This window comes from Rhodococcus sp. 14-2483-1-2, from assembly GCF_002259405.1.
GTDB lineage: Bacteria > Actinomycetota > Actinomycetes > Mycobacteriales > Mycobacteriaceae > Rhodococcoides.
In genome coordinates this window covers 73,616-98,589 of sequence record NZ_NPFW01000007.1, presented here as the reverse complement: position 1 = coordinate 98,589, position 24,974 = coordinate 73,616, and the positions used below count along the sequence as shown (strand labels likewise).

The 24,974-nt window shown below is 64.2% G+C and carries 28 protein-coding genes; 15 read left to right on the top strand and 13 right to left on the bottom strand.

Annotation, left to right across the window (positions count from 1 at the left end; genetic code table 11):
• Window positions 1-36: 36 nt before the first annotated feature.
• The 3 genes from CH295_RS05160 to CH295_RS05150 form a co-directional block, all read right to left on the bottom strand.
• Complete coding sequence (locus CH295_RS05160; protein ID WP_252341913.1) at window positions 37-1,203, bottom strand: cytochrome P450; 1,167 nt, start codon at window positions 1,201-1,203, stop codon at window positions 37-39.
• A gap of 154 nt (window positions 1,204-1,357) precedes the next feature.
• Window positions 1,358-1,957 carry a TetR/AcrR family transcriptional regulator gene (locus CH295_RS05155; RefSeq protein ID WP_094632873.1) on the bottom strand — a complete coding sequence of 200 codons (600 nt, stop codon included), beginning with the start codon at window positions 1,955-1,957 and terminating at the stop codon, window positions 1,358-1,360.
• 106 nt (window positions 1,958-2,063) lie between these two features.
• On the bottom strand, window positions 2,064-3,362 hold the full coding sequence (locus tag CH295_RS05150; RefSeq protein ID WP_170945758.1) for an esterase/lipase family protein: 1,299 nt from the start codon (window positions 3,360-3,362) through the stop codon (window positions 2,064-2,066).
• Between the two features lie 109 nt (window positions 3,363-3,471).
• Here CH295_RS05150 and CH295_RS27685 point away from each other — a divergent pair, with 109 nt between their 5' ends.
• Window positions 3,472-3,762 carry a hypothetical protein gene (locus CH295_RS27685; RefSeq protein WP_170945757.1) on the top strand — a complete coding sequence of 97 codons (291 nt, stop codon included), beginning with the start codon at window positions 3,472-3,474 and terminating at the stop codon, window positions 3,760-3,762.
• 5 nt (window positions 3,763-3,767) lie between these two features.
• On the opposite strand, the gene CH295_RS05145 is transcribed toward CH295_RS27685, so the two are convergent.
• A complete protein-coding gene (locus tag CH295_RS05145; protein ID WP_094740277.1) occupies window positions 3,768-4,736 on the bottom strand; it encodes a phytanoyl-CoA dioxygenase family protein in 969 nt (322 codons plus the stop codon).
• A 5-nt stretch (window positions 4,737-4,741) separates the two neighbouring features.
• A complete protein-coding gene (locus tag CH295_RS27465; RefSeq protein ID WP_170945756.1) occupies window positions 4,742-5,554 on the bottom strand; it encodes a class I SAM-dependent methyltransferase in 813 nt (270 codons plus the stop codon).
• Between the two features lie 60 nt (window positions 5,555-5,614).
• Here CH295_RS27465 and CH295_RS27460 point away from each other — a divergent pair, with 60 nt between their 5' ends.
• Window positions 5,615-6,478, top strand: coding sequence for a class I SAM-dependent methyltransferase (locus CH295_RS27460; RefSeq protein ID WP_170945755.1), 864 nt, complete (start codon window positions 5,615-5,617; stop codon window positions 6,476-6,478).
• A gap of 58 nt (window positions 6,479-6,536) precedes the next feature.
• On the opposite strand, the gene CH295_RS05135 is transcribed toward CH295_RS27460, so the two are convergent.
• Window positions 6,537-7,451 (bottom strand): aldo/keto reductase, encoded by a 915-nt coding sequence (locus CH295_RS05135; protein ID WP_094739969.1) that lies wholly within the window; start codon window positions 7,449-7,451, stop codon window positions 6,537-6,539.
• A gap of 237 nt (window positions 7,452-7,688) precedes the next feature.
• Between CH295_RS05135 and cynS the strand changes: the two genes are divergently transcribed.
• Entirely contained in the window at window positions 7,689-8,138 is a 450-nt protein-coding gene (cynS, locus tag CH295_RS05130) for a cyanase (RefSeq protein ID WP_094632878.1), read from the top strand.
• 55 nt (window positions 8,139-8,193) lie between these two features.
• Here the strand turns inward: cynS and CH295_RS05125 are convergent, their stop codons facing one another.
• Together CH295_RS05125 and CH295_RS05120 are read right to left on the bottom strand one after the other, a co-directional pair.
• Window positions 8,194-9,021 (bottom strand): SGNH/GDSL hydrolase family protein, encoded by an 828-nt coding sequence (locus CH295_RS05125; RefSeq protein WP_037194302.1) that lies wholly within the window; start codon window positions 9,019-9,021, stop codon window positions 8,194-8,196.
• A gap of 112 nt (window positions 9,022-9,133) precedes the next feature.
• On the bottom strand, window positions 9,134-9,967 hold the full coding sequence (locus CH295_RS05120; RefSeq protein ID WP_037194304.1) for an SDR family oxidoreductase: 834 nt from the start codon (window positions 9,965-9,967) through the stop codon (window positions 9,134-9,136).
• A 229-nt stretch (window positions 9,968-10,196) separates the two neighbouring features.
• Here CH295_RS05120 and CH295_RS05115 point away from each other — a divergent pair, with 229 nt between their 5' ends.
• Entirely contained in the window at window positions 10,197-10,790 is a 594-nt protein-coding gene (locus tag CH295_RS05115) for a TetR/AcrR family transcriptional regulator (protein WP_094739968.1), read from the top strand.
• Window positions 10,791-10,850: 60 nt separating this feature from the next.
• Here CH295_RS05115 and CH295_RS05110 read toward each other — a convergent pair whose 3' ends face one another.
• Window positions 10,851-11,090, bottom strand: a complete 240-nt coding sequence (locus CH295_RS05110) for a hypothetical protein (protein ID WP_094739967.1) — start codon at window positions 11,088-11,090, stop codon at window positions 10,851-10,853.
• Between the two features lie 133 nt (window positions 11,091-11,223).
• Between CH295_RS05110 and CH295_RS05105 the strand changes: the two genes are divergently transcribed.
• Entirely contained in the window at window positions 11,224-12,144 is a 921-nt protein-coding gene (locus CH295_RS05105; protein ID WP_170945754.1) for an oxygenase MpaB family protein, read from the top strand.
• Entirely contained in the window at window positions 12,141-13,958 is a 1,818-nt protein-coding gene (locus CH295_RS05100; RefSeq protein WP_252341912.1) for an AMP-dependent synthetase/ligase, read from the top strand. Before CH295_RS05105 ends, CH295_RS05100 begins: the two co-directional genes overlap by 4 nt.
• A gap of 20 nt (window positions 13,959-13,978) precedes the next feature.
• Here CH295_RS05100 and CH295_RS05095 read toward each other — a convergent pair whose 3' ends face one another.
• Window positions 13,979-14,824 carry a PaaI family thioesterase gene (locus CH295_RS05095; protein WP_094739965.1) on the bottom strand — a complete coding sequence of 282 codons (846 nt, stop codon included), beginning with the start codon at window positions 14,822-14,824 and terminating at the stop codon, window positions 13,979-13,981.
• A 255-nt stretch (window positions 14,825-15,079) separates the two neighbouring features.
• Here CH295_RS05095 and CH295_RS28085 point away from each other — a divergent pair, with 255 nt between their 5' ends.
• From CH295_RS28085 to CH295_RS05070, 6 genes are all read left to right on the top strand, one after another.
• Window positions 15,080-15,856 (top strand): hypothetical protein, encoded by a 777-nt coding sequence (locus tag CH295_RS28085; RefSeq protein WP_037194312.1) that lies wholly within the window; start codon window positions 15,080-15,082, stop codon window positions 15,854-15,856.
• Complete coding sequence (locus tag CH295_RS05090) at window positions 15,853-16,434, top strand: cytochrome c oxidase subunit 3 (RefSeq protein WP_212556141.1); 582 nt, start codon at window positions 15,853-15,855, stop codon at window positions 16,432-16,434. The genes CH295_RS28085 and CH295_RS05090 overlap by 4 nt, the downstream gene beginning before the upstream one ends.
• Entirely contained in the window at window positions 16,431-16,709 is a 279-nt protein-coding gene (locus CH295_RS05085; protein ID WP_252341911.1) for a cytochrome C oxidase subunit IV family protein, read from the top strand. Before CH295_RS05090 ends, CH295_RS05085 begins: the two co-directional genes overlap by 4 nt.
• A gap of 95 nt (window positions 16,710-16,804) precedes the next feature.
• Entirely contained in the window at window positions 16,805-17,533 is a 729-nt protein-coding gene (locus CH295_RS05080) for a hypothetical protein (protein WP_252341910.1), read from the top strand.
• 16 nt (window positions 17,534-17,549) lie between these two features.
• Window positions 17,550-18,200 (top strand): cytochrome c oxidase subunit 3, encoded by a 651-nt coding sequence (locus tag CH295_RS05075; protein ID WP_080736217.1) that lies wholly within the window; start codon window positions 17,550-17,552, stop codon window positions 18,198-18,200.
• Window positions 18,197-18,478, top strand: coding sequence for a cytochrome C oxidase subunit IV family protein (locus CH295_RS05070; RefSeq protein WP_052073961.1), 282 nt, complete (start codon window positions 18,197-18,199; stop codon window positions 18,476-18,478). The genes CH295_RS05075 and CH295_RS05070 overlap by 4 nt, the downstream gene beginning before the upstream one ends.
• A 13-nt stretch (window positions 18,479-18,491) precedes the next feature.
• Here CH295_RS05070 and CH295_RS05065 read toward each other — a convergent pair whose 3' ends face one another.
• Together CH295_RS05065 and CH295_RS05060 are read right to left on the bottom strand one after the other, a co-directional pair.
• A complete protein-coding gene (locus CH295_RS05065; protein ID WP_170945753.1) occupies window positions 18,492-19,223 on the bottom strand; it encodes a nitroreductase in 732 nt (243 codons plus the stop codon).
• Entirely contained in the window at window positions 19,220-20,194 is a 975-nt protein-coding gene (locus tag CH295_RS05060) for an NADPH:quinone oxidoreductase family protein (RefSeq protein WP_094739963.1), read from the bottom strand. The genes CH295_RS05065 and CH295_RS05060 overlap by 4 nt, the downstream gene beginning before the upstream one ends.
• 94 nt (window positions 20,195-20,288) lie before the next feature.
• Between CH295_RS05060 and CH295_RS05055 the strand changes: the two genes are divergently transcribed.
• On the top strand, window positions 20,289-20,723 hold the full coding sequence (locus tag CH295_RS05055) for a nuclear transport factor 2 family protein (RefSeq protein ID WP_094739962.1): 435 nt from the start codon (window positions 20,289-20,291) through the stop codon (window positions 20,721-20,723).
• Window positions 20,724-20,801: 78 nt separating this feature from the next.
• On the opposite strand, the gene CH295_RS05050 is transcribed toward CH295_RS05055, so the two are convergent.
• Entirely contained in the window at window positions 20,802-21,842 is a 1,041-nt protein-coding gene (locus CH295_RS05050; protein WP_094739961.1) for an LLM class F420-dependent oxidoreductase, read from the bottom strand.
• A gap of 130 nt (window positions 21,843-21,972) precedes the next feature.
• Between CH295_RS05050 and CH295_RS05045 the strand changes: the two genes are divergently transcribed.
• Together CH295_RS05045 and CH295_RS05040 are read left to right on the top strand one after the other, a co-directional pair.
• Window positions 21,973-23,625, top strand: a complete 1,653-nt coding sequence (locus CH295_RS05045; protein WP_170945752.1) for a class I adenylate-forming enzyme family protein — start codon at window positions 21,973-21,975, stop codon at window positions 23,623-23,625.
• Between the two features lie 122 nt (window positions 23,626-23,747).
• Window positions 23,748-24,908, top strand: a complete 1,161-nt coding sequence (locus CH295_RS05040) for an acyl-CoA dehydrogenase family protein (RefSeq protein WP_032367203.1) — start codon at window positions 23,748-23,750, stop codon at window positions 24,906-24,908.
• The last annotated feature ends 66 nt before the right edge of the window (window positions 24,909-24,974 follow it).

Below are 24,974 nucleotides of genomic sequence, written 5' to 3'. Positions count from 1 at the left end.
TCGAGCGATCGATGCGGTATCCGGGCGCGTGGGCTCTCACTTCTCACCGCTCAGCGGCACCAGTCGAAGCGGAAGTTCCTCCCAGCGGTAGATGACGTTGTTGGACGCTCTCTTGCCAGGTCCGCGACGTTCGATGGACTCGACGTGGTCGAGCAACGCCTCGAGGATCGAACTGGTCTCCAACCGGCCGAGACCTTGTCCGGCGCAGGAATGTACGCCGTAGCCGAAGCCCACGTGACCTACCAGATCCCTCGTGATGTCGAATGCGTCGGCGTCGTCCCAGACTCGGTCGTCGCGGTTGGCAGAGGCGAAGAGCATGAGAAGTCGTGAGCCGGCGGCCAGATTCGTGCCCGCGACGACCGTGTCGTTGTTCACGCGACGCTGGAACGCTCTCAGAGGAGACGCGAGTCGGACGACCTCGTTGATTGCCTTGGGCATGAGCGATCGGTCGTTGCGCAGTGCGTTCCACTGATCAGGATTGTCGGCGAACAACTGCAGTGCGGCGGCAATGATGCTCGCTGTCGTGTCGATCGACGGTGCCAACAGGTCGATCAGCAGGGACGCGCACTCGGACTTGGAAAGAGTGCCGTCGTCTACCGCTGCCAGGAGTTCCTCTCCGGCACTATCGGGTGCGAAATCCCGACGGCGAACGACTTTTCCGACGAACATGCGCATAGCGATGACACGGGGCAGCGACTTGAAAAAGAGGCGGTTCGTGGGTCCGGCGAAGTCGAATCCCGCAATGCCCCAGTCCAACAGCTTCGCGCGCCCGTACTCGGGCCACCCGATCAAGTTGGGAACGACCGTCAGCGGCAGGGCGAGAGCCAGGTCCGCCACGCCGTCGATATCGCCACGGGACACGGCGGTCTGCACAAGCCCCTGTGCCAGGTCGGCGACTTCGGCCCGCAAGGGCCGCAAAGCTTTCGGAGTCAGTCGGCTGGTTACGAGCTTTCGGCGAGCAGCGTGCACATCGGCGTCGCTGACGAGAGCGGTCTTGCTTCCGAAGAAGCGCGCCAACTTGTTGAGTGCGATCGCATCTCCGGACCGGAACGTCGAATCGTCGGCCAGGACGTCATGAACCTCGGAATACCTGGAGACGGCGTACATGTCATGTTTCGAAAGCCACACGACCGGCCCGAGTTGCCGCAGTGCGCGGTAGTGGGTATAGGGATCGGCGATGGCATGCGCCGAGTACAGATCCACGTCGTAAGTCGGAACCGAATTCGACGACGATGAACGGTATCGCTCACGGCGAGTGGCTGGGTCCGCGTCAGCATGCTCGGTTCGAGGGCAAGTGGGGTGTTCGTACATAGCTACTTCCTGGTTCCTTCCCTCGCTGTGAATGTGCGGTTTCACGTCACGCGCCACCGACGGCACCGATGATCGCGACCAGCGTGTCGATCAGAGCGTCGCGACTGACTCCGGTGTCTTCCGTCAGCCACCACGAGAGGGTGCCGGTGAGCATCGCGAACTCTGCCCGAACGGTGACTCGTTGGTCAGGATCGACCGTGCTCGTGGTCGATGTTCGAGCGGCGACGAGTTCGAGTCGTCGCTGTTCCAGCAGGGCGTCGAACGGGTCGGCACCCGCGAGTAGCGAGGATGCGCGCATCGCGCCGACGAACAGATCGCGGTTCTGCTCGGCACACGACACGATGGCGTCGACGGCTCGACGATCTGTGGCCGACAACGACGAATCATCCTGTCTGACTTCCCATAGCGCTCGCGCAAGCTCTTCCACTGCCTGGCCGACGACGGCTGCTACCAGAGCGTCTCTGTCGTCGAAATGAAGGTAGAAAGTTCCGTTGGCAACACCCGCGTCTCGTGCGACGGAGGCTGTCTTGACACCGTCCAAGCCTCCCTGAGCCAATGCGCGACCACCCGCTTGAATGAGGCGGGCGTGAGTATCCCGCCGCATGCGTGCATGTGCGGACCCCTCTTTGGAAGACGTTTCTCTCATTCGCTGAGACTATTCTCAGTGAATTGCGTACGTCAACGCTCTATCCGCCAAGAAAGTGGACTTCTCGGGAGGCTTCGGACATCCGACGCCGATCGGAGGCCGGAATTCAGAGCCGAGGGGCCGATTCGATGACGAAGCCGAGATCCGAGGCATCAGTTGTGTCGTCACCGACCAATGCGCGTCGCATCCAGCAGTACACCCTCTCGTCGTTGAGCAAGGTGAAGTGATGTGCGCTGTTGATCGCCAAACCGTCGTCCGGACGAAGTCCTATGTCGCGGAGCTTGTTTCGACCACCGGCGCTGTCGGTGCGGACCAGGCCGTCGCCGACGAAGGTCCCGACCGGATGTCGAGGGTTTCCGGTGACGACCGCGGAGGCGTGATGATGCCGAACCCCTTCCGGGACCGTGATGTCCGCGGCCGTTCCGACGTCGAATCCGTCGGCGTAGCTGGCATGTCCCTCTGTTTCGGTGATCGATCCATGGACCAGGTCGCGGATTCCGGCGCTTCGACGCGCCAACAGGTGTGCGAACGGCCGGGTTTCGGGCGCGAGTGCCAGCGCCGCCACAGCGACATGGACGCCGTGCGCGAGCGGTGCACCCAGATGCGGTGTCCCGAGTGTGAATACGTCCGTCAACAGGTCCACCCACCGTCGGCCGCTCTCGGCCGCGTGATGAGCGGCGCTGCGTGAGACCAAGCCGCCCATGGAGTGCCCGACCAACGTGATCCGGTGAACCCTGACGGGCCAGGCCGTCACGAGCTGTTCCACTAGGTCCGACAGGTCGGCACCGTTCGTCCCGATTCGACGTCCGGTGTTGTAGCGCAGGAAGATCGAGGTGGTGTCGGCTTCGGAGTCCAGCCGTTCCCCGTAGGTGGGCCGCCCGCCGAGTCCCCATGCCGATTCTGTCTCGACGAGCCCGTGCAGGAACAACACGAGGTGGGCTCCCGCGTCGGGGAACGCCGCGGCGAGGGCGCGGTACTTCGGAAGTACCGGGCGACCGTCGACGCGAATCGACATCGGGTAGGCGAGCACTCGGGCGGTCTTTTCCATGTCGTCGCCGATGAGACCGTGTAGGACCGCGATGGTCTGTGCCCCGAGGGCAGTGTGCGACGGCGACGGCCGGGGATCGTCCTCGATCGCGGCGTCGCCTCCGGTCAGCGCGCCGACGGCCTTGGCTGCGCCGGTGCAGGCGGCCGCGATGCTCGCATAGGTGCCGGCGGCGATAGCGTCGTGCATCAGCTGTGTCGGCAGGACGGCCGGTCCGACGCCGAGTTTCACGGCAGCGAATGTGCGTCGCGCGATTGCCGAGTGAACTGCGCGAACACCACCCGCGGCCGACGCCAATTCTCGAAAGGCGAGCTCGCCGAGTTCGCCCCACTCCTGCGTGCGCTGAGTTCTCGTCCCCACCGTTTTTAGTGTACGTATGTTCACTCGAATGGGTCGTCGGTTTTCTAGGACACCACCCGGCCGCCGTGCCACTATTGTCCGGTATTTCCCCTCGAACAGGAGAGAGCCGATGACGGTTGGACGACTTCCGCTGAAAGTGGCAACGATCGCGGCATTGACGGTTGCAGGGCTGTTCGTCGTGCCGGGGGTAGCGTCGGCCGCTCCTGCCTTCGATCCGAACAACGACGGTGCGGTCACCGTCGGTGAAGTGCTCGATGCACCGCTGTTGCCAGCGTCCCTGTCTCCGGGGCTCGACAGCAACGGTGACGGTGCACTCAGTATCGGCGAAGCGTTCGAGGGCAGAATCCCCACCAACCCCAAGCGGTGTCTGATGGTGGACGATGGGTTCATCTGCCCGTGACCGGTTCAGTCTCGGTGACCCACCACCGGGTTCAGTTCCGAGGCCGCGAGGCCACCGGGCTCCACGCCTGGTAAGAATTCGCGCCAGGTGCCGCTGATCAGCGTCGGCGACTCCACTACACGAGCCCCGTCGGCGAAGTAGGTGGTGGCCAGCGCTCGGCGCGGCTGCGTCGTCCGATTCGGCCCCGCAGTGTGGAAGCACAGCGCGGAATGGAACGACACGTCTCCTACCGAGAACGGCTCGGACTCCACGGCAACGCCGCACTCGACGAAGCGATGGGCGACGGCCTCGTCGTACGAGGTGCCGACCTTGTCGAACTCCAGGTCGGCAACCTCGTTCAGCACCTCTCGGCCGCGGGCGAACGACAGCGGACCCATTCGGCCGGGGATCGCCGACATCGGCATCCACGCGGTGACCGCCTGGACGGTCTGCAGTGGGAAATGCTCCGCGTCGTGATGCCAGGGCGTGCGTCCACAGCCGGGCTCCTTGGACAGCGCGTTGTCGTGGTAGAGCCGCACGGCCGGTTCGTCCAGCAAGGCTGCGGCCAGGCCGCCGATCCGGGGCGAGAGTGCCACGGCACGCATCAGGTCGTCGTGGAGCCACATCTGCTCCAGTGCGGTGAACCGACCGGCGACGTTCTCGCCGTGCTCGGCGCGCAGTAGCTCCTCGAGGCGCTCGGCGAGGCGTCGTACCACGGCAGGGGAGAACACGGCGGGCAGCCGAACGAAGGCCTCCCGGGCGAAGGACTCGACCGCGGCCGGGTCGAGGTCGTACGGATCGGCAAGCTCACGCTCGACCTGCTCGTCCGTGGCCGCGTCGACGTCCGGCAGGCCCGGCCCGTCGACCAACTCGGTCGGCATCGTGTCGTTGGCGGCCAGCGTGACGTACCAGTCCCACCAGTCCTGATCGTCACCTGCCCAGTCCTGATCGATACCGCCGTCGCGATTCTGTTCTGGGAGAAGCTCATTGGTCATCGGGTTCAGAGCCACAACAGGGCCGCCTCGTGCGAGAAGGTGTAGGAACCGGACGCGTCGCGACAGGAGGCAAGGTAGTCACCCAACACCGGTGCCGCCTCCATCTCCTCCAGTGACACGGAGTCGTCGAAGGCGCAGCGCTGCAGAAAGCCCTCGGCGACAAGGCGATCGGATGTCGAGGTTGTGTAGGTGACGCGTTGGTCGCGCACGTCCGCACCGGCGCGTATCAGCGCGTCGCGCACCTGCTCGGCCGTTGTGTACGGCGTCGCTTCGCGGACGCCTGCGCGGAAGGCGTCGTAGAACGCGATGTAGTGGGACGCTTCGGTGGCTTGCGCGACGAGTCCGAGACCGCCGGGGGCCAGCGCAGCCACGAACCGCTCGGCGGCGGCGTCGAGCTCGGCCGGAGGAAGTGCGTAGAGGGCGTGGGTGGCCCATACGACGTCGTAGCCGGTGTGGTCGGCGGGCAGGTCCTGCAGCGTCATCACCAGGTCGTGTCGAGCCACGAACGGCGCACCGAGCGACCCACGCGCCTCGGCGACAGAGAACGCAGACGGGTCGAGCAGGTCGTAGGCCACCTCGGGTACCGCGGACAGATCGGTGTATCGGCGCAATGCGGTCGGGAACTTGCCGCTGCCGCAGGCTACGTCGAGCAGCGACCAGCCGTCGTGCGCGTGGGCGGCGAGCAGTGCGGGCCAGTCGGCGGCCAGGGCCAGCTGGTGGTAGTCCTCGGTGGCCAGGGCATAGAACGCCTCCATACCCGTGCGACCGGCTTCGCTCCAATGCTCGAGACTGCGTTCGGCTGTATCTCCGCTGCTCATGCCACTCCTTCTGGAAGCCGACCGCAAAGCACCGGGTGGGTGCGTCATGATGGACTCACTGTGACGTCCAACATAGCTCCGAATCTTCCGACCGACATCGCGGCCGTCCTTCTGGACGGTGTGCGAGCGGCACGGCGTGGTGCTCCGGCCTTGGCCGGCCTCGAGCCCGAGTCCTACGCACGCGAGCATGCCGCCTTCGAGCGCCTCTCCGACCAGCGCGGCCTGATCGCCGAGCACTTCGCCGACCGGCTGGCAGCGATCGGGGACGGACCGGTCTCGGTGCTGTCGGTGGGGTGCGGTGACGGCTCGCTGGACGCCCGGCTCGCCGCGGGGCTGATACAGGGGGTACCCGGCCGACCGGTGCGGTACGTCGGCGTCGACCCCTGGGTCGGAAGCGCGGAGCGCTTCTCCGCCACAATGTCCGCGCTCGAGGCGGACGAGCTCAGCTCCGACGCGTACGTCGCGTCGTTCGACGACGCCCCGGTGGACGAAACCTTCGATGTCGTGATGTTCGTGCACTCGATGTATTACGTCCCCGACCTGGGCGCGACGCTGCGTGCCGCGCTCCGATTGTTGCGACCCGGCGGCGAGCTCTGGGTGGCCATTGCGCCGACGGCTGCGCTCAACGCGTTGGTCGGCGTCCTCGCCCCGGCGCTGCAGGGCCACCGGCAGTGGTTCAGCGCCGACGTCGAGAAGGCGTTCGTCGACGCCGGGATCTTTCTCGACGACGTGGTCGCTCTGGACGCGCAGATCGACCTCTCTTCCGCGAGCGACGAGGTGCTCGACTTCTCCGTACAGGCCCGGCTGACGCCAGATCTGCGCGGGCCGGTACGGGCCTACCTGGATGCGGTCTCGGTGCTCGGTTCCGATGGCAGGCCCCGGGTGCCACATCCGGTCGACGTGTTCGCCGCGATGCGTCGATGAGAGGGCCCGCCACATCGACTCGAGTATGCCCGGCAACACAGCCTGGTGGAACCGGCGGTCACGTCCACGGCAGGCGGGAGCGGTTGTTCCAGTAGCGCTCTGGATTCTCTGCGCTGTTCAGGCCGGCCGCCAGGATCAGCTCGCGGTCGACGGAGAGTGCGGCAACATTCTGCTCGAGTTGGGCAGCTGTGGCCGCGCCGGACAGCACGACGTCGGCCCACGGTTGCGCGAGTGCGATCGCCAGCGCGAGCGCGTCGCGGCCGATGCCGGCCGAATCCGCGACCCGGCCGAGTGCTGAATCTTCGGCCACGAGTCGGCCATTGGCCATTGCCTCTTTGACGACGACGAACCAGCCGGCGTCGTGTGCGCGTGCCAGTGCGGGACCGGCGGACGGCTCGAGTGGGTTCCACGTCGACTGCACCGAGCTGAAGACCCCTGTCTCGAGCGCTGCGTGAACGACGTCGGCTTGGTGTGGCCCGCTCGTGCTGATGCCGATTCGGGTACCGCTGTCTGCCACGGCCCGTAGGTCGTCGAGCAGTGCATCGTCGCTCAGGGCCGGGCTGTCCGGGGTGACGCTGTGGATCAAGTAATGGTCGGGCGTACCGCCGAGTTCGTGGAGGGTCTGCGGCCACTGCTCGGCCAAACGGGCAACCGAGTGTTCCTTCAGCTCGTGAACCTCGGCTCCCTGCTGGAAATCGGCGACGTAGGCGTATCCCCACTTGGAGCCGATCACGAGGTCAGCGCGCCGATTCGGCTGTCGAGACAACCAGCTGCCGAGGAACCGTTCGGCCAACCCGTAGGAGCGCGCGACATCGAAGTGTCGAACTCCGCTGTCCCATGCGGCGTCCAGTACCGCGTGGCACAGCTGCTCGAGGGCGGCCGGATCGAAACGACCTTCTATCGAAGCCGAGTGCCCCACCGTCAGGTACTCGGGACGTCCGAGTGCGGCAAGGCCGAGACCGAGTTGCGTCATGTCGTCAGTACTTTCGTTGTGTCCGAGCGGTGAAGGTGCACAAGATCCACGGATATGGATACCAGCATGCATGTCGACCGAAGTCTCGATGCGGCTCGACACACATCGGACGGCGCCGGAGATGTCGAGACCACATGTTGCGAGACAGACGTTCTCGGCTGAGACTGGGACGTCGGGCAGCCAGGCGCGTGGTTTCGAGAGGCCGAGCGTGCAGAACGACTACGTAGGAGAGAGCTCGTGACCGGTTTCGAAGACAAGCCTTTGATCAAGGAGATTCGACTGGCACGCGCACGTGCCGGATTCAGTTGGGCCGGATTGGCCGAGGCCATCGACATGCCGGTGGCATGGACGGTGTCGGCACTGTACGGCCAGCATCCGCTGAGCGTCGCTCAGGCCGATGTGCTCGCAGAGAAGTTGAACATGCCCGAAGGCTCGTTGTTCGAGCTGACCCTGGCCCCCTATCGTGGGTCGCTCGGCATCTCCTCGGACCCCACGGTCTACCGATTCCACGAGGCGCTGGAGGTGTACGGCCCGGCGCTCAAAGAACTGATCGCCGAGGAGTTCGGCGACGGCATCATGAGTGCCATCAACTTCACGATGAACGTCGAACGCCGCCCGCACGAGGACGGAGATCGTGTCGTGGTGACGTTCGACGGGAAGTTCCTCGACTATCGATGGACCGAGTAGAACTGGCGTGTCTCGGAACTCGGCCGTCTGACGTTCGGCCCGTCTTTTCTGATTCCTAGCTCGATCCGTTCCCGGTCCCGTCGCTGCGTCGGAGAAGTTCCAACACCAGATCTGCTGCAGCGCGCATACCCTCTGCTGTCGGATGGAACGACCCGGCGAGAAGTCCGTTGGGTCGGAAGCCGTGAACCCAGGGTTGTGCGGTACCGATACCGTGGCCGGACTCGAAGGACGACGCGGACACGATCTCTGCCCCGGTCTTCGCTCCGGCGGCGAGGTAGATGTCGGACAACGTCGCCGAGACGTTGCGGGCGAACGCAATCTCCTCGGCGGTGAGAGGAACGGTGTCGCTGGGAACAGTGGTGTCGTCGACGATGGGGACGTAGTCGACCATCACAACCCGCGCGTGTGGTGCACGCCGCCGTACCTCGTCGATGATCCTGACGACGGAGTCTGTGGTGTCCGATACGAGACCGTCGGTGATGTCTTTCTTGGACAGCGCCTTTCGGAACAACCATCCCGCCGGACGGCCGTACCAGCGGTGCGCTACCCGGTTCGCCGCAGCGCACCCGAGCAGTGCGCCGAGATAGCCCAGATCGTTTCCACCGACGGTGATCGTCACGAGATCGGTGGAGGTTCGGACTGCGTCGATCTGTGGCGCGAACCGCTTCGTCGAGACTCGTTGCTTCTTCTCGAGGATCGTGGCCGTGGTGGCACCCGACACCGTTGCATCCGTGAGCGCGGCACCCAGGTCCTTTGCGACGAGGTGTGCGTAGTTTCTCCCGGACCGCATCGCCTTGTCGTCGACCACGGGGTCGATTCCGGGTCCGGCAGCGAACGAGCTGCCCAATGCGACCATGACGGAGTACGTGCGTGTGCCCGGCATCCGAGGGGATGTATCCACCACTCCACTGTGGCCGATGCCGCGGCCTGCGTCCAGCCGCTTCGAGCACACCCTCTTGATCACCGAAGCTGATTCACCAACGGGTCAATGGATGTCACGCAGTGGGATCGACGAAGATGTCGAGAGAGATGGGTTCTTCCCCGCCGTACGGACCGAGATCGGTGATTCCGGATTCGGCAAGGACGTCGACGTCGATCAGAGTTCGACCGTTGATCTCTCCCTGTTTGCGATCGAGCACGGCGACCGCGGCGTCGGCCATGATCCGGGGGGATCGCGAATGTGCCACTCCGGCTTTGCCTCCGAGGAGGTTCTCCACTGCAGCCGTGGCGATCGTGCTCTGCGGCCACAGGCAGTTGCTCGAAATCGGAAGGTGTGCAAATTCTGCAGCAAACCCGAGTGTCGCGAGCGTCATGCCGTATTTCGCGAGCATGTAGCCCGGATGTTCGCCGAGCCACTTCTGTGACATGTTCAGCGGCGGCGACAGCGTGAGAACGTGCGGGTTCGGTGACTCGACGAGGTGAGGGAGGCACGCCTGGGTCAACGCGAACGTGCCACGGACGTTCACTTGCTGCATGAGATCGAACCGCTTGAGCGGAAGCTCCTGCGTAGGAGCGAGATTGAGCACGCTGGCGTTGTTGACGACGATATCGATTCCGCCGAATCGGTCCACTGCCGTCGAAGCGGCCTTGGCGATGTCCTCGTCCTTGCGCACGTCGCCGACCACGGCAACTGCGTCGCCGCCGGCGGCGATGATGTCGGCGACCGCAGTGTGGACGGTGCCGGGAAGGCGGGGATCGGGGGTGTCCGTCTTGGCGAGGAGTACGACGTTTCCGCCGCGTTCGGCGATGGCGATGGCGATTGCCAACCCGATCCCACGACTACCTCCCGACATCACTGCGGTTCGTCCTTCGAAGCTTCGTTCGGTCATCGGTGACTGCTTTCGTTCGAGTACTGGCGGGCTGTGAAGAGGAGCGGTCGTCTGCCGGCGACTGCGGAGAGTCCCGTGCGTGCCTTTGGATTGAACATCGATTTCACCACACAGTCAAGACTGACTGCTTTTGGCTCGATGGTCCAGACACGCTCGCGCACGGCAGTATTGCGACACGTTCGCGAGTGGTGCGTTTGCTGTGGGCGCACTCAGCGGCAACACTCGACGTATGCAATCACGCAGCCTCGTCACGCAGAACCGCATTCTGAATGCCGCAGTGCAGGCCCTGGTCGAGTTCGGCTATGCGGGCGCGTCGACGGTGAAGATTCAGGAACTGGCGGACGTGAGCCGAGGCCGCATGCTGCACCAGTATCCGTCGCGGGACGAGCTGTTGGTCGCGGCCGTTCAGCACCTGGCGTCGGCTCGTGTCGATGACGCCGGCGCGCAGGTCGATTGGCCCGCCGCACCCGGCGCACGGATCTGTGCCGTGGTGGATGCGATGTGGTCGACGTACCAGCAGGACTATTTCTGGGCGGCGACCGAACTGTGGATCGGGGCTCGGCACAACGACGGACTCCGCCGTGCGCTGGTCCCGGTCGAACGCTCGTTGAACAAGCGAGTCCGCACCGCGACCGACGCGATGTTCGGAGTGCCCTTCATCGACGCACCGGCATACCCGGTGGTGCGTGAACTGCTCAACACCAGCATGCGCGGTGTGGCGCTGACGTACGCGTTCGACCGACGGAGGCCGAGCAGCGAGCCGGATCTGGCATTGTGGAAGGACTTGGCGCTGGACCGGCTGCTCGGACCGGATTGCCGCTGATGGTCGGTCTGTTCGTCTTCCTCGACGATCGAGACCTCGCGACGGAAATCTGAGCCCCTGTCATTCGCCGATGCGGCGTGAGCGCAGGGGAGGTCGCGTCGAGTAGTTCAGGAGGCGTTCACGGAGCGCCGGTTCGAGGTGTTCCGTGCCCGGGCTTCTCAGCCGCTCGGCAAGCCGACGTCGATATTCGACCATGTGCAGCCCGAACTCCACGAACACATCTGCCGCCGACGCGCCTCCGTACGGCTCCCATGCCACCGCAAATGCCATCAATGGGTCGACCGAGTCGAGGGTTGTCATCGTTCGCTCCTGGTTAGTTCGATCCGTCCGATCGTCGATTACATATTGACACGAAGGCGTTCCTAGTTGCATAGTGAACTGAGAACGGTGCCGTTCCTGATTGGTGCCGATGACGGAATGCGGAGGAACGGTCATGGCGTCGAGCGCAGCATTGATGTCTCGGAAATGGGTGACGGGTCGGGCGGTCGGCCGCCGGATCGAGGAACTCGACCCGGTCGTCGGCAATGAGGAAGCCACTCATCTGAGCCTCGAAGTGCGTTATGGGGACGCCGTTTTCGCTCACGCCGCATACACCGTGGCCTTTGCCCGTCAGGTGGCGATTCCGTCCATTGCGCGAATTCTGTACCGGACCGGAACCGGCGACATGATGCATGACGTACGCAGACGCAACGACGACACGTTGCTCTTCTTCGGAGAGATGCTCCATCACGGGCATTCGAGCGAATACGGCCGATCGGTCATCGACCGGATGGAGCAGATCCACTCGCGATTCGGCATCACCGACGACGACAAGCTGTACACGCTGGGATCGCTGGCTTTCGAGCCGGATCGCATCGTCGAACACCTCGGGTTGAACGTCTTCACCGACAACGAGCGCGAGGCGCGCTTTCACTTCTGGCGCCAGGTCGGCGAATACATGGGACTCGACGTTCCGCAGACGCGGGAAGGTTTCTTGCGCTGGACCTTCGACTACGAGGCCCGCTACGAGCACACCGACGGGGCACGCAAGATCGTCGATCAACTGTTCCTCGATTGGCAGGAGCGGTGGTTCCCCGGTCACACGAAGCGCTTCGCAGACGGCATTCTGCTGTCGGTGTTCACCGAGGACCTGCGTGCACTCCATCGGCTGCCCGACCCGTCGGCCGGCTACCGGCGGGTGGTGCCGCCGGCAATCGGTGCCTACCTGGCATTTCAGGGCGTTCGCCCGCATCGGCCCCACCGATCCTGGTCCGATCACTTCGGAACGCGGCATCCCAAACCGCTGGACATACCGACGCTCGGCCACCGCAAGCCCGTCGCGCGCGCGATCCGTCCGGCAGGAGAAGGCCGTTGAACAGCACAGGGATCGGTTCGCCGCTGACGGTATGCGAGGCGTTTCAGCGGACCAGAAAGATCGATCCCGGTGCCGTCGCATTCCGTACCCCGGGTGACGCGGTCACGGTGACGTGGGCCGAGTACGACTCTCGGGTGCGGGCATTGGCCTCCGGTTTGCATGCTCTCGGTGTGCGCCGCGGCGACGTCGTTGCCCTGATGATGCGCAACCGTCCCGATTTTGCGCTCGTGGACACTGCCGCACTGCATGTGGGTGCTACGACACTGTCGGTGTACAACACGTCCTCCGCAGCGCAGGTAGCGTACGTTCTCGGTCATTCCGGTGCCCGAATCATGCTGTGCGAGAGCGGAATGGTCTCCACTGTCGTGGCCAGCGGAGCCGAGCTCGATCACCTCGTGTCGATGGATGGCCCCGTCGAGGGTGCGGACCTGACCTTCGCGGAACTGGAAACGATGCAGTCCGCTACCCTCGATTTCGAAAGTAGCTGGGAAGCAACGAAACCGGACGACATCGTCACGCTCGTCTACACCTCGGGCACCACCGGCGATCCCAAGGCCGTCGAGATCTCGCACGCGAACGTCCTTGCTGCGGCCTTCGGCCTGAATGCGGTGATCCCCATCGAATTCGGCGATCGAATCACCTCGTTCATGCCTGCCGCGCACATAGCGGACCGGGTCTCGAGTCTGTACTGGATGGCGATCCTCGGCATGCAAGTGACCTACGTCGAGGACGCCAAGGCCATTCTCCCCGCGTTGATCGACACGCGGCCCACGGTGTGGTTCGCGGTTCCCCGGGTGTGGGAGAAATTTCGGGCAGCGCTCGAAGCGAAGGTCGATTCCATGACCGACGACTCCGCTCGGGAAACCACCCGTCGAGCAATCGAACTGGGGCGCCGGCGTTCACGCGCCCGGCTCGGCGGACCCGACTTGTCCGCCGAGGACGCCGCCGAGTGGCGGACGTTGGACGCTCGGGTGTTGTCGCAGCTGCGCGCCGCCATCGGCCTGGATCAGGCGCGTGCGTCGATTTGTGGCTCGGCACCCATTTCACCCGCGACGCTCGAGTTCTTCCTTGCCATCGGGATCACCGTCGTCGAGGTGTGGGGCATGACGGAGACCACCGGAATCGGAACGATGAACCCGCCGGATGCTGTTCGGCTCGGTTCGGTCGGAAGGGTGTTCCCCGGAAACGAGATCTCGGTGGCCGAGGACGGAGAGCTGCTCGTTCGAGGGCCGGTCTGTTTCGGTCGTTACCGGCATGCGCCGGAACTGACCGTGGAGGCCATCGACGGTGACGGATGGGTGCGCACCGGGGACATCGCGACCATCGATTCGGACGGGTACGTGCGCATCGTCGATCGCAAGAAGGAAATTCTGATCAACGCTGCCGGTAAGAACATGTCGCCGGCGAACATCGAGAACGCAGTGAAGGCCGCGTGTCCGCTGATCGCCACCGTCGCCGTCATCGGCGATGCGAGACCGTTCAACGTGGCACTGGTGACGTTGGACCCGGACGCAGCCGCGGCACTTGCCGCCAGGCTGGGAATCGGCGATATCCCGAGCGAAACTCTGGCGCAGGACGAACGGATCGAGGCGGTGGTGGCCGAGGGGATCGCAGCGGCGAACGAGAACCTCTCGCGGGTGGAGCAGATCAAACGCCACCGCATACTGGGTGCGGTCTGGGACGCCGGTGGTGACGAGCTCACCCCGACGCTCAAGCTGCGGCGCAAGCCGATCTCCGAGAAATACGCAACCGAGATCGAGGAGCTGTACTCCTCGGGCACCGTGCACACCCTGGACAGTCTGGGCGGGCGCTGACAGCCGGCTTCCGAACAGGGTCAGGTCAGCAGGATCGTGCCGTGGGATCGTACGAGGGTCTTACCGTCCGCGGTGCGCAGCTCCGAATCGAGTAGGCAGAATCGGCGACCCCGTCGCACCAAGGTGGTCTCGATGATCAACTCGCCCATGGACAGCGCGGGGGAGCGGATGAGATCGACGCCGATGTCGGCGAGATAGAAGCCCTGTCCTCGTTCGGCAAGTGGCCGGGCGGCCACTTCGGTGGCAGTAGCCATGAGGCCGACGAGAACACCGCCCTGTACCGAACCGAAGGGATTGAGCATCCAGGACTCCGGCTCGACGCTCGCGGTGGTCGTCCCTGCCGACCTGTCGACGACCGTCAGGCCGTAGACATCGGCCGGGCCGCCGCTGTCGGTGGTCGCTGTCGGACCGAGAGGTAGATCGGCGGGGGACAGGGCCGGTATGCCGTCGATCATCGACCGCTCCACCTTCGCAGCGCGGGCGGTCGCGGTCGCCAGCACCACCCCGTCGCCGGTCCGAACCTCTGCGCGGCCGAGCGCTGTGCCCGTCGTGTCGTCCACGTGGACCGGCCAACCGTCGGCGACCAGTTCCGCGGAGTGGGACGTCGCGCCGGTCAGCGCGATCGTCATGCTGGCGACCACGGCAATCGGTTGCGTCTCGCTTGCGCAATACCCTGCGGACCCGACTGTGCAATCCAAGAGCACACCGAACATCGGGAGTCCGAATCGGCCCACGTCGTCGGCGAGGGAAAGAATCGTGTTCTGCGCGAACGACACCGAACCGTGGTCCGATCGCACGTAGCGCACGCCCATGGCGGCGGCCGCCGCATCGCGACTCAGTAGCGCCGATGTTGCCGAATCTTGCATCAGGAGTTGTCCCCTCGTAGACGTTCTCCTGGGACTGTAGCTCAAATTTACGTACCGTTATATTTCTCGCCCACCACTCGTTCTCGCTGGGGTGCGACCGGTCGAGTGTTGTCAGGGGCGGTCGCCTCGGCTAAGTTCCATGTGACCCAGGACGTAGCCGCGCAAAACATCAGGGCATCAGAATTGAATACAGATTCGATTCTCTGAGAATTTCGGCGGTGTCCCACCTCTCCGAACCTCGAAGGAGCTCATGCTGTGGCAACTCCGACCACCCCGCCGGGCGTCAGTCCGATCGACCGATCACCTGCCGTCACTGCGAGCCACGGCATCGACTACACAATTCTCCGCGTCTGCGTGTACTCCGGAGCCGCCTACGTGGTGCTCGGCCTGCTGGGATTCGCGGTGTTCGCCGGATTCTGGCCGCCGCCTGCGGAGAGCCTGACGGCGCGGGAGATCGGAGACTTCTTCCGCGAGAACAGCGTCGACATTCGCATCGGCATGGTGCTGATGGCAATGTGCGGGCCGTTCTACTTCGTCTGGAGCGCAGTGCTTTCCAAGATCGTGAGCCGCATCGAGGGTCCGATGGGCGTGCTGTCGAGCGTCGAACTGCTGGGTGGCCTGTTGACCGGGCTCGTCACATTCACCCCCGCAGTCATCTGGGCGACGGCCGCATTCCGCGTCGACGCTCGGTCGGACGAGACGATTGCGCTCTTCTACGACTACGGCTGGCTGTTCTTCGACCTGACCTTCGTCTGCTCGTCGTTGCAGAGTGTCGCGTTGGGAGTGGCAATCCTGCGGGATCGACGCTCGACGCCTCTGTTCCCCAGCTGGGTCGCGTGGGTGTGCTTCCTCACCGCAGTGACCTATGTGCCGTTGGTCGGGGTCCCGTTCTTCCAGTCGGGTCCCTTCGCATGGCATGGCCTGATCAACTTCTGGGCCGTGTTCGTCATGTTCTTCATCATGATCTTCGTCGTGAGTCCGTACGCGTACAGAGCATTGCGCGCTCTGCAGGCGGAAGATTCACGAGTGTGATCGACGTCGGACATGCTCGTGCGAAATCCGGGCGGTTGCCCGGTATCGAAGGCGTGTGGGTGCTCATCTGTGGTGACCTGGCCATCTTCACCCTCCTGTTCGGATCGTTCGTGCATGCACGGTCGACAGCGGTTCCGGAGTTCGAGTCCGGACGGCAATTCCTCTCTCCCGACTGGGGTGGGCTCAATACGCTCGTTCTGCTGACGAGTTCGTGGTTCGTCGTGCAGGCGCTCCGTGCCCTGCGGGCGGGAAGGGTCGGGCAGGGGCGGCGCTGGATCGGCGCAGGGGCAGCGCTCGGCGCTGTGTTCGCAGTCTCGAAGGCCTTCGAGTACGCCCGGGAGATCCGGCACGGATTCACCCCTGCGTCGAGCGAGTTCTCGATGTACTACTACTCGCTGACCGGTATCCATCTGGTGCACGTCCTCTGTGGCACTGTGGGTTTGACGGTCTTCGCGCTCGTCCACACGCGCGCTGCACGCGCGGGTGCTTCCGCAGGATTCGAGAGCATGGCGATCTACTGGCACATGGTGGATCTGCTGTGGATCTTTCTGTTCCCGACGCTCTACCTTCTGAAGTGAAAGCGCTACGTCCGGTTTCCTCGGTCACCGGCGTGTGGCTGCTGTTGATGACCGCCACCGTCCTCACCACGTGGGTACTCTCCGACGGAGCTGTCGGCGGGGAGGTCGCCTCAATGGTCGTCCTGCTCATCGCGGGCTCGAAGGTCCGGCTCGTGATGCGGTACTTCATGGAATTACGCGATGCCGGTCGGATTCCACAGGTGATACTCGAAGTCTGGGTCCTCGGGGTGACGCTGATGATCGTCGGCTTCTACCTGCTCGCCCCGATGGGCTGAGGGGCCATTGACTCCTCGCTGCGGCCTACGTTAAGTTTCTAATCCACAATCGAATCCGGCCTCCATGTGCGGAAAGACCATCGGAGACAAATCGAATGAACCCACGTGTGCTCACGGTGTGCGCTCTCGGCGGCCCGGCTGCGGTGATCGTCACTCTCGTCGGTTGGTCGATCGCAGGGGTGCTGCCGCTGCCGATCGGCCCGGGCGCTCCACAGGCCGAGGTCATGAGCTTCTACCTCGACAACAGCGTCAGGACCGGTACGGGCTTCGTCATCGCCTCGCTGGGAATCGTGCTCTATGCGCCGCTGGTCGCACTGACGACCATGCACATGCTGCGCATCGAGGGGAGAAGGCCGGTGCTGACCTTCACTCAGTTGGCCACCGGCACAGCGACATTGCTCATCAACGGACTGCCCATGCTGCTGTGGGCACTGGCGACGTTCCGGACCGACCGGAGCGCCGACACCGTCCTGCTTCTGCACGACATGGGCTGGCTCATCCTCTTCCCGGGCATCATGTTGTTCTGCCTGCAGAACGTCTCGATCGGCCTGGCGGTCGTCACCAGTGACGGCTCGGTCTTCCCGCGGTGGCTCGGATATCTGAACTTCTTCGTCGCGCTGTCGTTCGTTCCCGATCCGCTCGCCTTCTTCTTCCACTCGGGCCCCCTCGCATGGAACGGCGTCTTCGTGTTCTGGCTCGCTCTGACGACCTACTGCATCTTCTTGTGTGCGATGACGTGGGCATGCCTGCGGGCCAACGCCACACTCGGCAGCGCGCTGGACCGCCCACGTCGTCGGGACGAGACCGTACTGTCCTCCTCATGAGGGCTCCGAGATCGTCATGAGCGAGCGTATGCCCGAATTTCTCTGGGACGATGAAGAATTGGACAGCAGATCCGTAGTGGCCGAGCGAGGTGTGCCGCGCCCGCAGACACCGGGACTGCCCGCGGAAACGGGCCTGTGGCTGTTCGTACTCGGGGACATGACGGTCTTCGGATGGTTCTTCCTCGTGTTCATGTGGGAGCGTCGCCGCGACGAGGGTCTGTTCGTGAGGTCATCGGCTGCCCTGTACCAACCGATCGGCGTGGTCAACACCCTTGTCCTTCTGGTCAGTTCGCTGCTGGTGGTACTCGCGCTGCATGCACATCGGGTCGGTCGTCGGCCATCGGCAATTCGGTACCTCGGTGGTGCTGGTCTGTGTGCCGTCACCTTCGCCGGACTGAAGGCGGTCGAGTACACGCTCGAGATTCAGGCCGGCCATACGCCGACCGAGAACACGTTCTTTCTCTTCTACTTCGCGCTGACCGGTATTCACCTGGTGCATGTGCTGGTCGGTGCGTTGCTTCTCGGGGGATGGTGGCGAGTCGCGCGACGCGACAACTCGTGGAGCCGTGACCGTCTCTTCGTCGAATCGGCTGCAGTCTACTGGCACATGGTCGATCTGCTGTGGATCGTCATCTTCACTCTCGTCTACTTGGTGGGTGCCGAATGAACGACGAGACCACGACCTTCCCGCAGCGGGCGGTGATCGTATGGGTGCTGTTGGTGGCGTTGACGATCTCGACGTTCTGGCTCGGCACACACCAACCGTTCGGCAGCACCGACACACGGGTTGCGTCGGCGCTGGTGATCGCGCTGGCCTTCGCCAAGGTGTATTTCATCGTCGCCGATTTCATGGAGGTGCGGCACGCCCCCCGCGCGCTGAAGATTGCCTTCGGCATCTGGTTCACCACTATCGGTGGTGCCATCGTGGTGCTGAACCTCGTCTGAGCAGGATTCCTCGTCAGGAGTCGATCCAGTCGACCACCTCGTCGATGTCGGCCCGGCTGGTTCGGAAGCTGTTCGTCGGGTCGTCCGTGTCGGCGTATCCGAACGAGATTCCGCAGACGATCGTACGGTCGGTTGCGAGGCCGAGTTCGGCGCGAATCACGCTCGGGTACATGGCCAGCGCGGCCTGTGCGATGCTACCGACCCCGTGGGCCGTCGCCGCAAGCAGGAAGCTGCTGACGTATCCGCCGCAGTCGACGGCTCCGTAGGAACCGAGCGCCTCGTCGGAATGCACGATCGCTACGTGCGGGGCGTCGAAGAACGAGAAGTTGCGAAGCGACTGCTCCATCTGTCGCTGGTGGTCGCCGCGTTCGATGCCGAGCGCGTTGTAGAGCTGCAGACCGCTCTCGCGACGACGCGTTCGGTGCACATCCCGGTACTCACGGGGAAAGGGGATGTCCGGTGAATCCGTGCGGCCCTCCGTTGCGGCCGCGGTCAGGGCGCTCCGGAGCCTGTCCGTTCCCGCACCGCTGGTGATCGAGAGCTGCCACGCCTGGCTGTTGCACCAGGACGCCGTCCGCTGAGCGGTGTCCAGAATCGACCGAATTGTCTGGCGTGGTAAGGGTTCGGGCATGAACGAGCGGCAACTCGTGCGCACCGCCATCAGATGATTCAGGGTGTCGACGGCGCCGTCCGGTAGCTCGGACGAGCGGCGGGTATCGAGGACGGATCGGATGTCGTTCGTCATGAGATTCCTTCGATGATGGTGGTGCCGAGTTTGTCGCGTCCTGCGACCAGACGTACCGCGTCGGCGGCGTCGTCGAGCGTGAAGCGTCCGGTGATGGGCGGGGTGATCCGGCCGGAGGCGAGCAGTTCTTCCAGTGCGTCGCGGTTCTGGGCAGCCTGCACGGGTTCGCGGTTCTCGAAGTCGGCGATCTCGTATCCGATGATGGACGAGCCCTTGAGCAGAACCAAATTCATCGGTACCCGGGCCGGCCCGCCGGCGGCGAATCCCACGATCACGAACCGACCGCCGTAACCTGTTGCCCGAAGCGCAGGTTCGGTGATGTCTCCTCCGACCATGTCCAGTACTACGTCCGCGCCCTGTGGGCACACGGCCTTGAGAGCGTCCTTGAACCCGGGTTCGGTATACGACACCACTTCGTCGGTCCCGATGTCACGGCAGAACTGCAGCTTGTCCGCTGTGGACGCGCAGGCAATCACTCTGGCACCGAGCGCCTTTCCGATGAGGATGGCAGCGCTGCCCACCCCACCCGAGGCTCCCAGGACCACCAGGTCCTCGCCTTCCCGCAGCGAGCCCTTCGAGACGATCGCGTCGTATGCCGTCCGGTACGGCACACCGGCCAAGCAGGCCAGGTCGAAGGGGAGGGCATCGGGGGTCGGGCGGAGCTTGTCCTCGGATATCGCAATGCGCTCGGCGAAGCCTCCGACGAATGCCAGTCCGTGTACGCGATCGCCCACCGAGAATCGCGTGCACGCATCTCCTACCTCGACGACGACGCCGGCAACGTTGTTCCCCGGAACGAACGGACGAGGCACGGGAATCTGATAGATCCCCCGCATGACGAGGGTATCGACGAAGTCGACCGAGGCCGCGCGTATGTCGAGCAGTACCTGGCGCGGCCCGGGGAGCGGGTCGGCGACCTCCTGCACGCGCAGCTCGTTCAGGTCTGTGTCGTCACAGAGCAGGGCCTTCATGGCGAGTCCTTCCGGAAATGTCGACCGGGTGTCACGAAGTCCGTGACAATAATCGAATCTAGGATAGATTATTTGCAACTACAGAGGAGAGATCATGACGCCCCATCCTACCGACCCGGAGTTCACCCAGGCGTTCTCGAAGGCGTGGACCGACGACCCCGATGCCTTGGTGGAGTTCTTTGCACCCGAAGCCTACTACCGCGACATGGCGTTCGAGCCGAAGTATGTTGGACGTGAGGCAATCTCGAAATTTCATCGGTACATGTCGAAGTTCGCGCCCGACTCGTTCATCGAGTTCGAGGACATTCGAGCCGCAGATGGCCGCTTCTACGGAAAGTGGCGGTGGTCCGGTACCTATGGCGGCCCCCTCCGGTTACGCAACGGGAAGGTGATCGACGCGTCGGGCAAGCAGTTCACGGTGTTCGGGGTGGCGATTTGCGAGTACGGCGACGACGGAAGACTGACGAGCCACGAGGACTATTGGGACCTGGCAACCGTCCTCGACCAGGTCGGCGTCACGATCGCCTGACCGAGAGTTACTTCCCTGCTTGCCTGCCGGTCGTGATCGGTGAGCCCGGTGCCGACCGGTAGCGGCACCGGGCCGAGATCATCCGATCAGGTTGCGGAGCAATGCGATCTGGGCAATGCGCTCGGCCGAGTCCTTCGTGACCGGGGTGACGTTGAGTGTGGTGACGCCGGCCTCGGCGAACGCGGCGATTCGTTCCTTCACGTAACCGGCGGGTCCGATGAGGTTGACGGCTCGGGCCAGGTCGTCGGGTACCGCAGCGGCCGCCTCGTCCTTTCTCCCCGCGAGATACAGGTCCTGGATCGTCGCCGCCTCGGCTGCGTAGCCGTATCGGCATGCCAGATCGTTGTAGAAGTTCTTGCCCTTCGCTCCCATGCCGCCGATGTACAGCGCCAGATGCGGTTTCACACCGGCGAGGTATTTGTCTGCGTCGTCACCGATGGCCAAGGTCGGTCCGGCATAGATGTCGAGCTCGCCCAGCGACGGATCCCGTCTGGCCTTGCCCGCGGCCAGCGCATCGCCCCACACCGAGTGCGCCTTCTCCGGGGCGAAGAAGATCGGTTGCCAGCCTTCGGCGATCTCGGCCGTGAGCTCGACGTTCTTCGGCCCGATAGCCGCAACGAGGATCGGGATCTTCTCTCGAACTGGATGATTGATGAGTTTGAGCGGCTTCCCGAGTCCGGTTCCTCTGTCGGCCGGAAGCGGAATCTGGTAGTGCTTGCCCTGGTGCTGAACGCGCTCCCGTCGCCACACCTGTCGGCAGATATCCACAACTTCTCGGGTACGAGCGAGGGGAGCGTCGTAGGTGACCCCGTGAAAGCCTTCGACCACCTGCGGACCGGACGCGCCCAGGCCGAGGACGAATCTGCCGTCCGATACGTAGTCGAGGCCTGCGGCAGTCATTGCTGTCAGTGACGGTGTGCGGGTGTAGATCTGGATGATGCCCGACGCGAGCTGCACCGTCGAGGTAGTGGCAGCAAGGTAGCCGAGTTGGCTGACGGCGTCGAAGGAATACGCTTCCGGGACGAAGATGATGTCGAGCCCGACCTTCTCGAGCTCGGCCACCTCGGCTGCGGATTCTCGGAAACCGCCCGAGTAGTCGATCATGGTTCCGATTCGCATTGCTCTCCTGATCGGTGTTCTCGCGGTGAACTTCACCGACGTATTCTCGTAATTTTTAATCCACATTATGTAAAACTGCAAGGACGCGATCAGGAGTCGCGCGCTGGTCTGTGCTCGAAACGGAGGACATATGACAACACTGGAGACTCGCCCGGCCGATCGAGAGCGCGATCCTCTCGTCATGTCGTTCTGGGAACGAGACACGAGCTCGGATCTGGTCGACCACACGGTGGGTGGCGTACTCGCCGAACGCGCGGTCACTCACTCCGCGGTGACCGCGCTGATCGGAACTCGCCACGGAGACGGTGCGGAGCTTCGCTTGACCTACGCCGAACTGTACGAGGAGGCGCTGAAGGTGGCGACGGCTCTGCGGCAGCTGGCCGAGCCGGGGGAGTTCGTCGCCCTGTGGGCACCGAACAACGTCGAGTGGCCGATAATTCAGTTCGGTGCGGCCCTCGCAGGCGTCGTCCTGGTTGCATTGAACCCGGTTCTTCGACGCGGCGAACTCGACTACGCACTCGGGCACTCCGGCGCACGCGTTCTGATCCATGCGGATTCGAGCCGCGACTACGACATGGCCGAGGTGGCGTCGAGCATCGCGGGGGATCGATCGGACTTGATCGTGATCAGCCTGTCCGAGCGCGCTCGCTGGCGGGCGGACGAGGTAGCCGCCGATACGTTGTCCAACGTTCCCCACGATCCTCTCGCGCCCGTCATGCTGCAGTACACCTCGGGGACCACGGGAAAGCCGAAGGGGGTGCTGCTCTGTCACCGATCTCTGGTCAACGTTGCCAAGCTCACGATGGAGTACGTCGGGATCGAGTCGGGATCGGTCGCGGTCAATCCGCTGCCGATGTTCCACACCGCAGCGTGTGTGGTCGCGACGCTCGGGCCGGTGTGGGTCGGTGGCACGGTGGTCCTGATCGAACAGTTCGCCCCGGCTCCGGTGATCGAGACCGCGCGGCGTGAATCAGCGGACCTGTTGTTCTACGTGCCGGCCGTACTCGGGGCCATCCTCGAATCCGTTCGAGGTGAGGAGGGCAACGCACCGCACGTGACCACGATGTTCGGCGGGGCCGCACCAGTGCCCTCGGCGATGATCGAATCTGCCGAGAGAGTGTTCGGATCGGCGGTGTTGAATGTGTTCGGGCAGACAGAACTATCGCCGGTGCTGTCCGCGACCCGGCGGACCGATTCGCGGCGGGACCAGTTGACGACCGTCGGACACCCGTTGGCCCAGGTGGACTGCAAGGTGATCGACCCGGTGACGGGCGACGTGCTGCCGATCGGCGAGGTCGGTGAAATCTGCGCTCGCGGTTACCTGCAGTTCCTGGAGTACTGGAAGGATCCCGACGCGACCGCGCGAGCGCTGGACCGCGACGGCTTCGTGCGCACCGGCGATCTGGGCTCGATGGACTCGCGCGGCTACCTGACGCTGGCCGGTCGGCTCAAGGATCTCATCATCAGGGGAGGGGAGAACATTTCCCCGCTCGAGATCGAGTCGGCGCTGCTGGCCGTCGATTCTGTTCTGGACGCCACCGTGATCGGACTTGCCGACGCCCGGCTGGGTGAGGTGGTGGCCGTGGTGGTTCGAGTTCGCGGTGAGGCCGCCGCGGACTTGCGCGAGCAGCTCGAGCGGCATGCTCGGGCGGTCCTTTCGCCGTACAAGGTGCCGAGTCGGTGGTTCCTGGCCGAAGAATTACCGCTGACTCCGACCGGCAAGATCCGTAAGTTCCGGGTTGTCGAGGGCATTCGGAACGACGAGTTCCACGAGTTGCTCTGACTTCGCCGTCTGCGGCAGAAGCGAGGACTCGGTTGACTCCGATATATTTTTATCTATATTAGATTATGAACGAGCTGGTGCGATCGCGCCGGCCACCCACACGAACAAGGGACGGTCCAGCCGTGCAGGGTCTGATCAACGACAACGACGAGCACCGCCTGATCCGAGAGAGCGTCGCCAAGATCGCGGACCGATACGGTGCCGCGTACTTCCTCGAGCGCGCGCGGGCGAACGGGAACATCGACGAGCTGTGGAAGGAACTGGGAGAATCCGGCCTTCTCGGAGTGCATCTACCCGAGGAGTTCGGCGGCGGTGGCGGCGGAATGGCCGAGGCCGTGGTTGTCGTCGAAGAACTCGCTGCGCACGGTTTCCCGCTGCTGATCTGGGTCATCTCACCGGCCATCTGCGGCTCCATCGTCAACATGCACGGGTCGACCGAGATGAAGCAGAAGTGGCTGCCGGCGCTGGCCGACGGATCGAAGAAGATGTCCTTCGGACTGACCGAACCCGATGCGGGCTCGAACAGTCATGCTCTGAAGACGACAGCGACGCGCGACGGCGACGGCTGGGTACTCAACGGCGGAAAGTACTACATCTCGGCGGTGGACGAGGCCGACGCGCTTCTCGTGGTGGCCAAGGACGTCGAGCATTCGACGGGCGAGCGCAAGGCGCTGTCGCTCTTCGTCGTTCCGACCGATACTCCCGGCCTGACCCTGCAGAAGATCGACACCGCGATCGTCTCGCCCGACAAGCAATTCACCGTGTTCCTCGACGGCGTGCGGGTGGGACCGGACGCACTGATCGGTGCGGCCGGCCAGGGATTGAAGCAGGTGTTCGCCGGACTCAATCCGGAGCGGATTCTGGTCGGTGCCATCTGTGGTGGGGTCGGTCGTTACGCGCTGGACAAGGCCGTCGACTACGCCAAGACCAGGGAGGTCTGGTCGGTTCCGATCGGGTCGCATCAGGGTGTGGCCCACCCGCTTGCGGCAGCGCAGATCGACGTCGAGCTCGGACGTCTCGCCACGGCGAAGAGTGCCGAGTTGTTCGATGCAGGCAAGCCGTCGGGCGAGGCCGCGAACATTGCCAAGTACGCGGCCTCCGAGGCCGCTCTGAAGGCGCTGGACCAGTCGATCCAGACACACGGTGGAAACGGACTCACCCACGAATACGGCTTGGCGGAGTTGTGGTTCGTCACTCGCTTGATGCGTACGGCACCGGTGAGCAAAGAGATGGTCCTGAACTTCGTCGCGCAGACCACCATGGGGCTGCCGCGCTCGTACTGACACCCCGTACCGACACAAAGCCAACGCGCCGAACTGGTTTCGGTGAGCTGATCTCGAGGAGCACAG

Coding starts and splice junctions, on each gene's coding strand:
- CH295_RS05060 (WP_094739963.1), bottom strand. CDS start 20,194: ATGAAGGCCCTGCTCTGTGACGACACAGACCTGAACGAGCTGCGCGTG.
- CH295_RS05155 (WP_094632873.1), bottom strand. CDS start 1,957: ATGAGAGAAACGTCTTCCAAAGAGGGGTCCGCACATGCACGCATGCGG.
- CH295_RS05070 (WP_052073961.1), top strand. CDS start 18,197: ATGAACGACGAGACCACGACCTTCCCGCAGCGGGCGGTGATCGTATGG.
- CH295_RS05050 (WP_094739961.1), bottom strand. CDS start 21,842: ATGCGAATCGGAACCATGATCGACTACTCGGGCGGTTTCCGAGAATCC.
- CH295_RS27465 (WP_170945756.1), bottom strand. CDS start 5,554: ATGAGCAGCGGAGATACAGCCGAACGCAGTCTCGAGCATTGGAGCGAA.
- CH295_RS05075 (WP_080736217.1), top strand. CDS start 17,550: ATGAGCGAGCGTATGCCCGAATTTCTCTGGGACGATGAAGAATTGGAC.
- CH295_RS27685 (WP_170945757.1), top strand. CDS start 3,472: ATGACGGTTGGACGACTTCCGCTGAAAGTGGCAACGATCGCGGCATTG.
- CH295_RS05105 (WP_170945754.1), top strand. CDS start 11,224: ATGGCGTCGAGCGCAGCATTGATGTCTCGGAAATGGGTGACGGGTCGG.
- CH295_RS05135 (WP_094739969.1), bottom strand. CDS start 7,451: ATGACGCAACTCGGTCTCGGCCTTGCCGCACTCGGACGTCCCGAGTAC.
- CH295_RS05080 (WP_252341910.1), top strand. CDS start 16,805: ATGAACCCACGTGTGCTCACGGTGTGCGCTCTCGGCGGCCCGGCTGCG.
- CH295_RS05125 (WP_037194302.1), bottom strand. CDS start 9,021: ATGCCGGGCACACGCACGTACTCCGTCATGGTCGCATTGGGCAGCTCG.
- CH295_RS05115 (WP_094739968.1), top strand. CDS start 10,197: ATGCAATCACGCAGCCTCGTCACGCAGAACCGCATTCTGAATGCCGCA.
- CH295_RS05145 (WP_094740277.1), bottom strand. CDS start 4,736: ATGACCAATGAGCTTCTCCCAGAACAGAATCGCGACGGCGGTATCGAT.
- CH295_RS05120 (WP_037194304.1), bottom strand. CDS start 9,967: ATGACCGAACGAAGCTTCGAAGGACGAACCGCAGTGATGTCGGGAGGT.
- CH295_RS05055 (WP_094739962.1), top strand. CDS start 20,289: ATGACGCCCCATCCTACCGACCCGGAGTTCACCCAGGCGTTCTCGAAG.
- CH295_RS05045 (WP_170945752.1), top strand. CDS start 21,973: ATGACAACACTGGAGACTCGCCCGGCCGATCGAGAGCGCGATCCTCTC.
- CH295_RS05110 (WP_094739967.1), bottom strand. CDS start 11,090: ATGACAACCCTCGACTCGGTCGACCCATTGATGGCATTTGCGGTGGCA.
- CH295_RS05095 (WP_094739965.1), bottom strand. CDS start 14,824: ATGCAAGATTCGGCAACATCGGCGCTACTGAGTCGCGATGCGGCGGCC.
- CH295_RS05065 (WP_170945753.1), bottom strand. CDS start 19,223: ATGACGAACGACATCCGATCCGTCCTCGATACCCGCCGCTCGTCCGAG.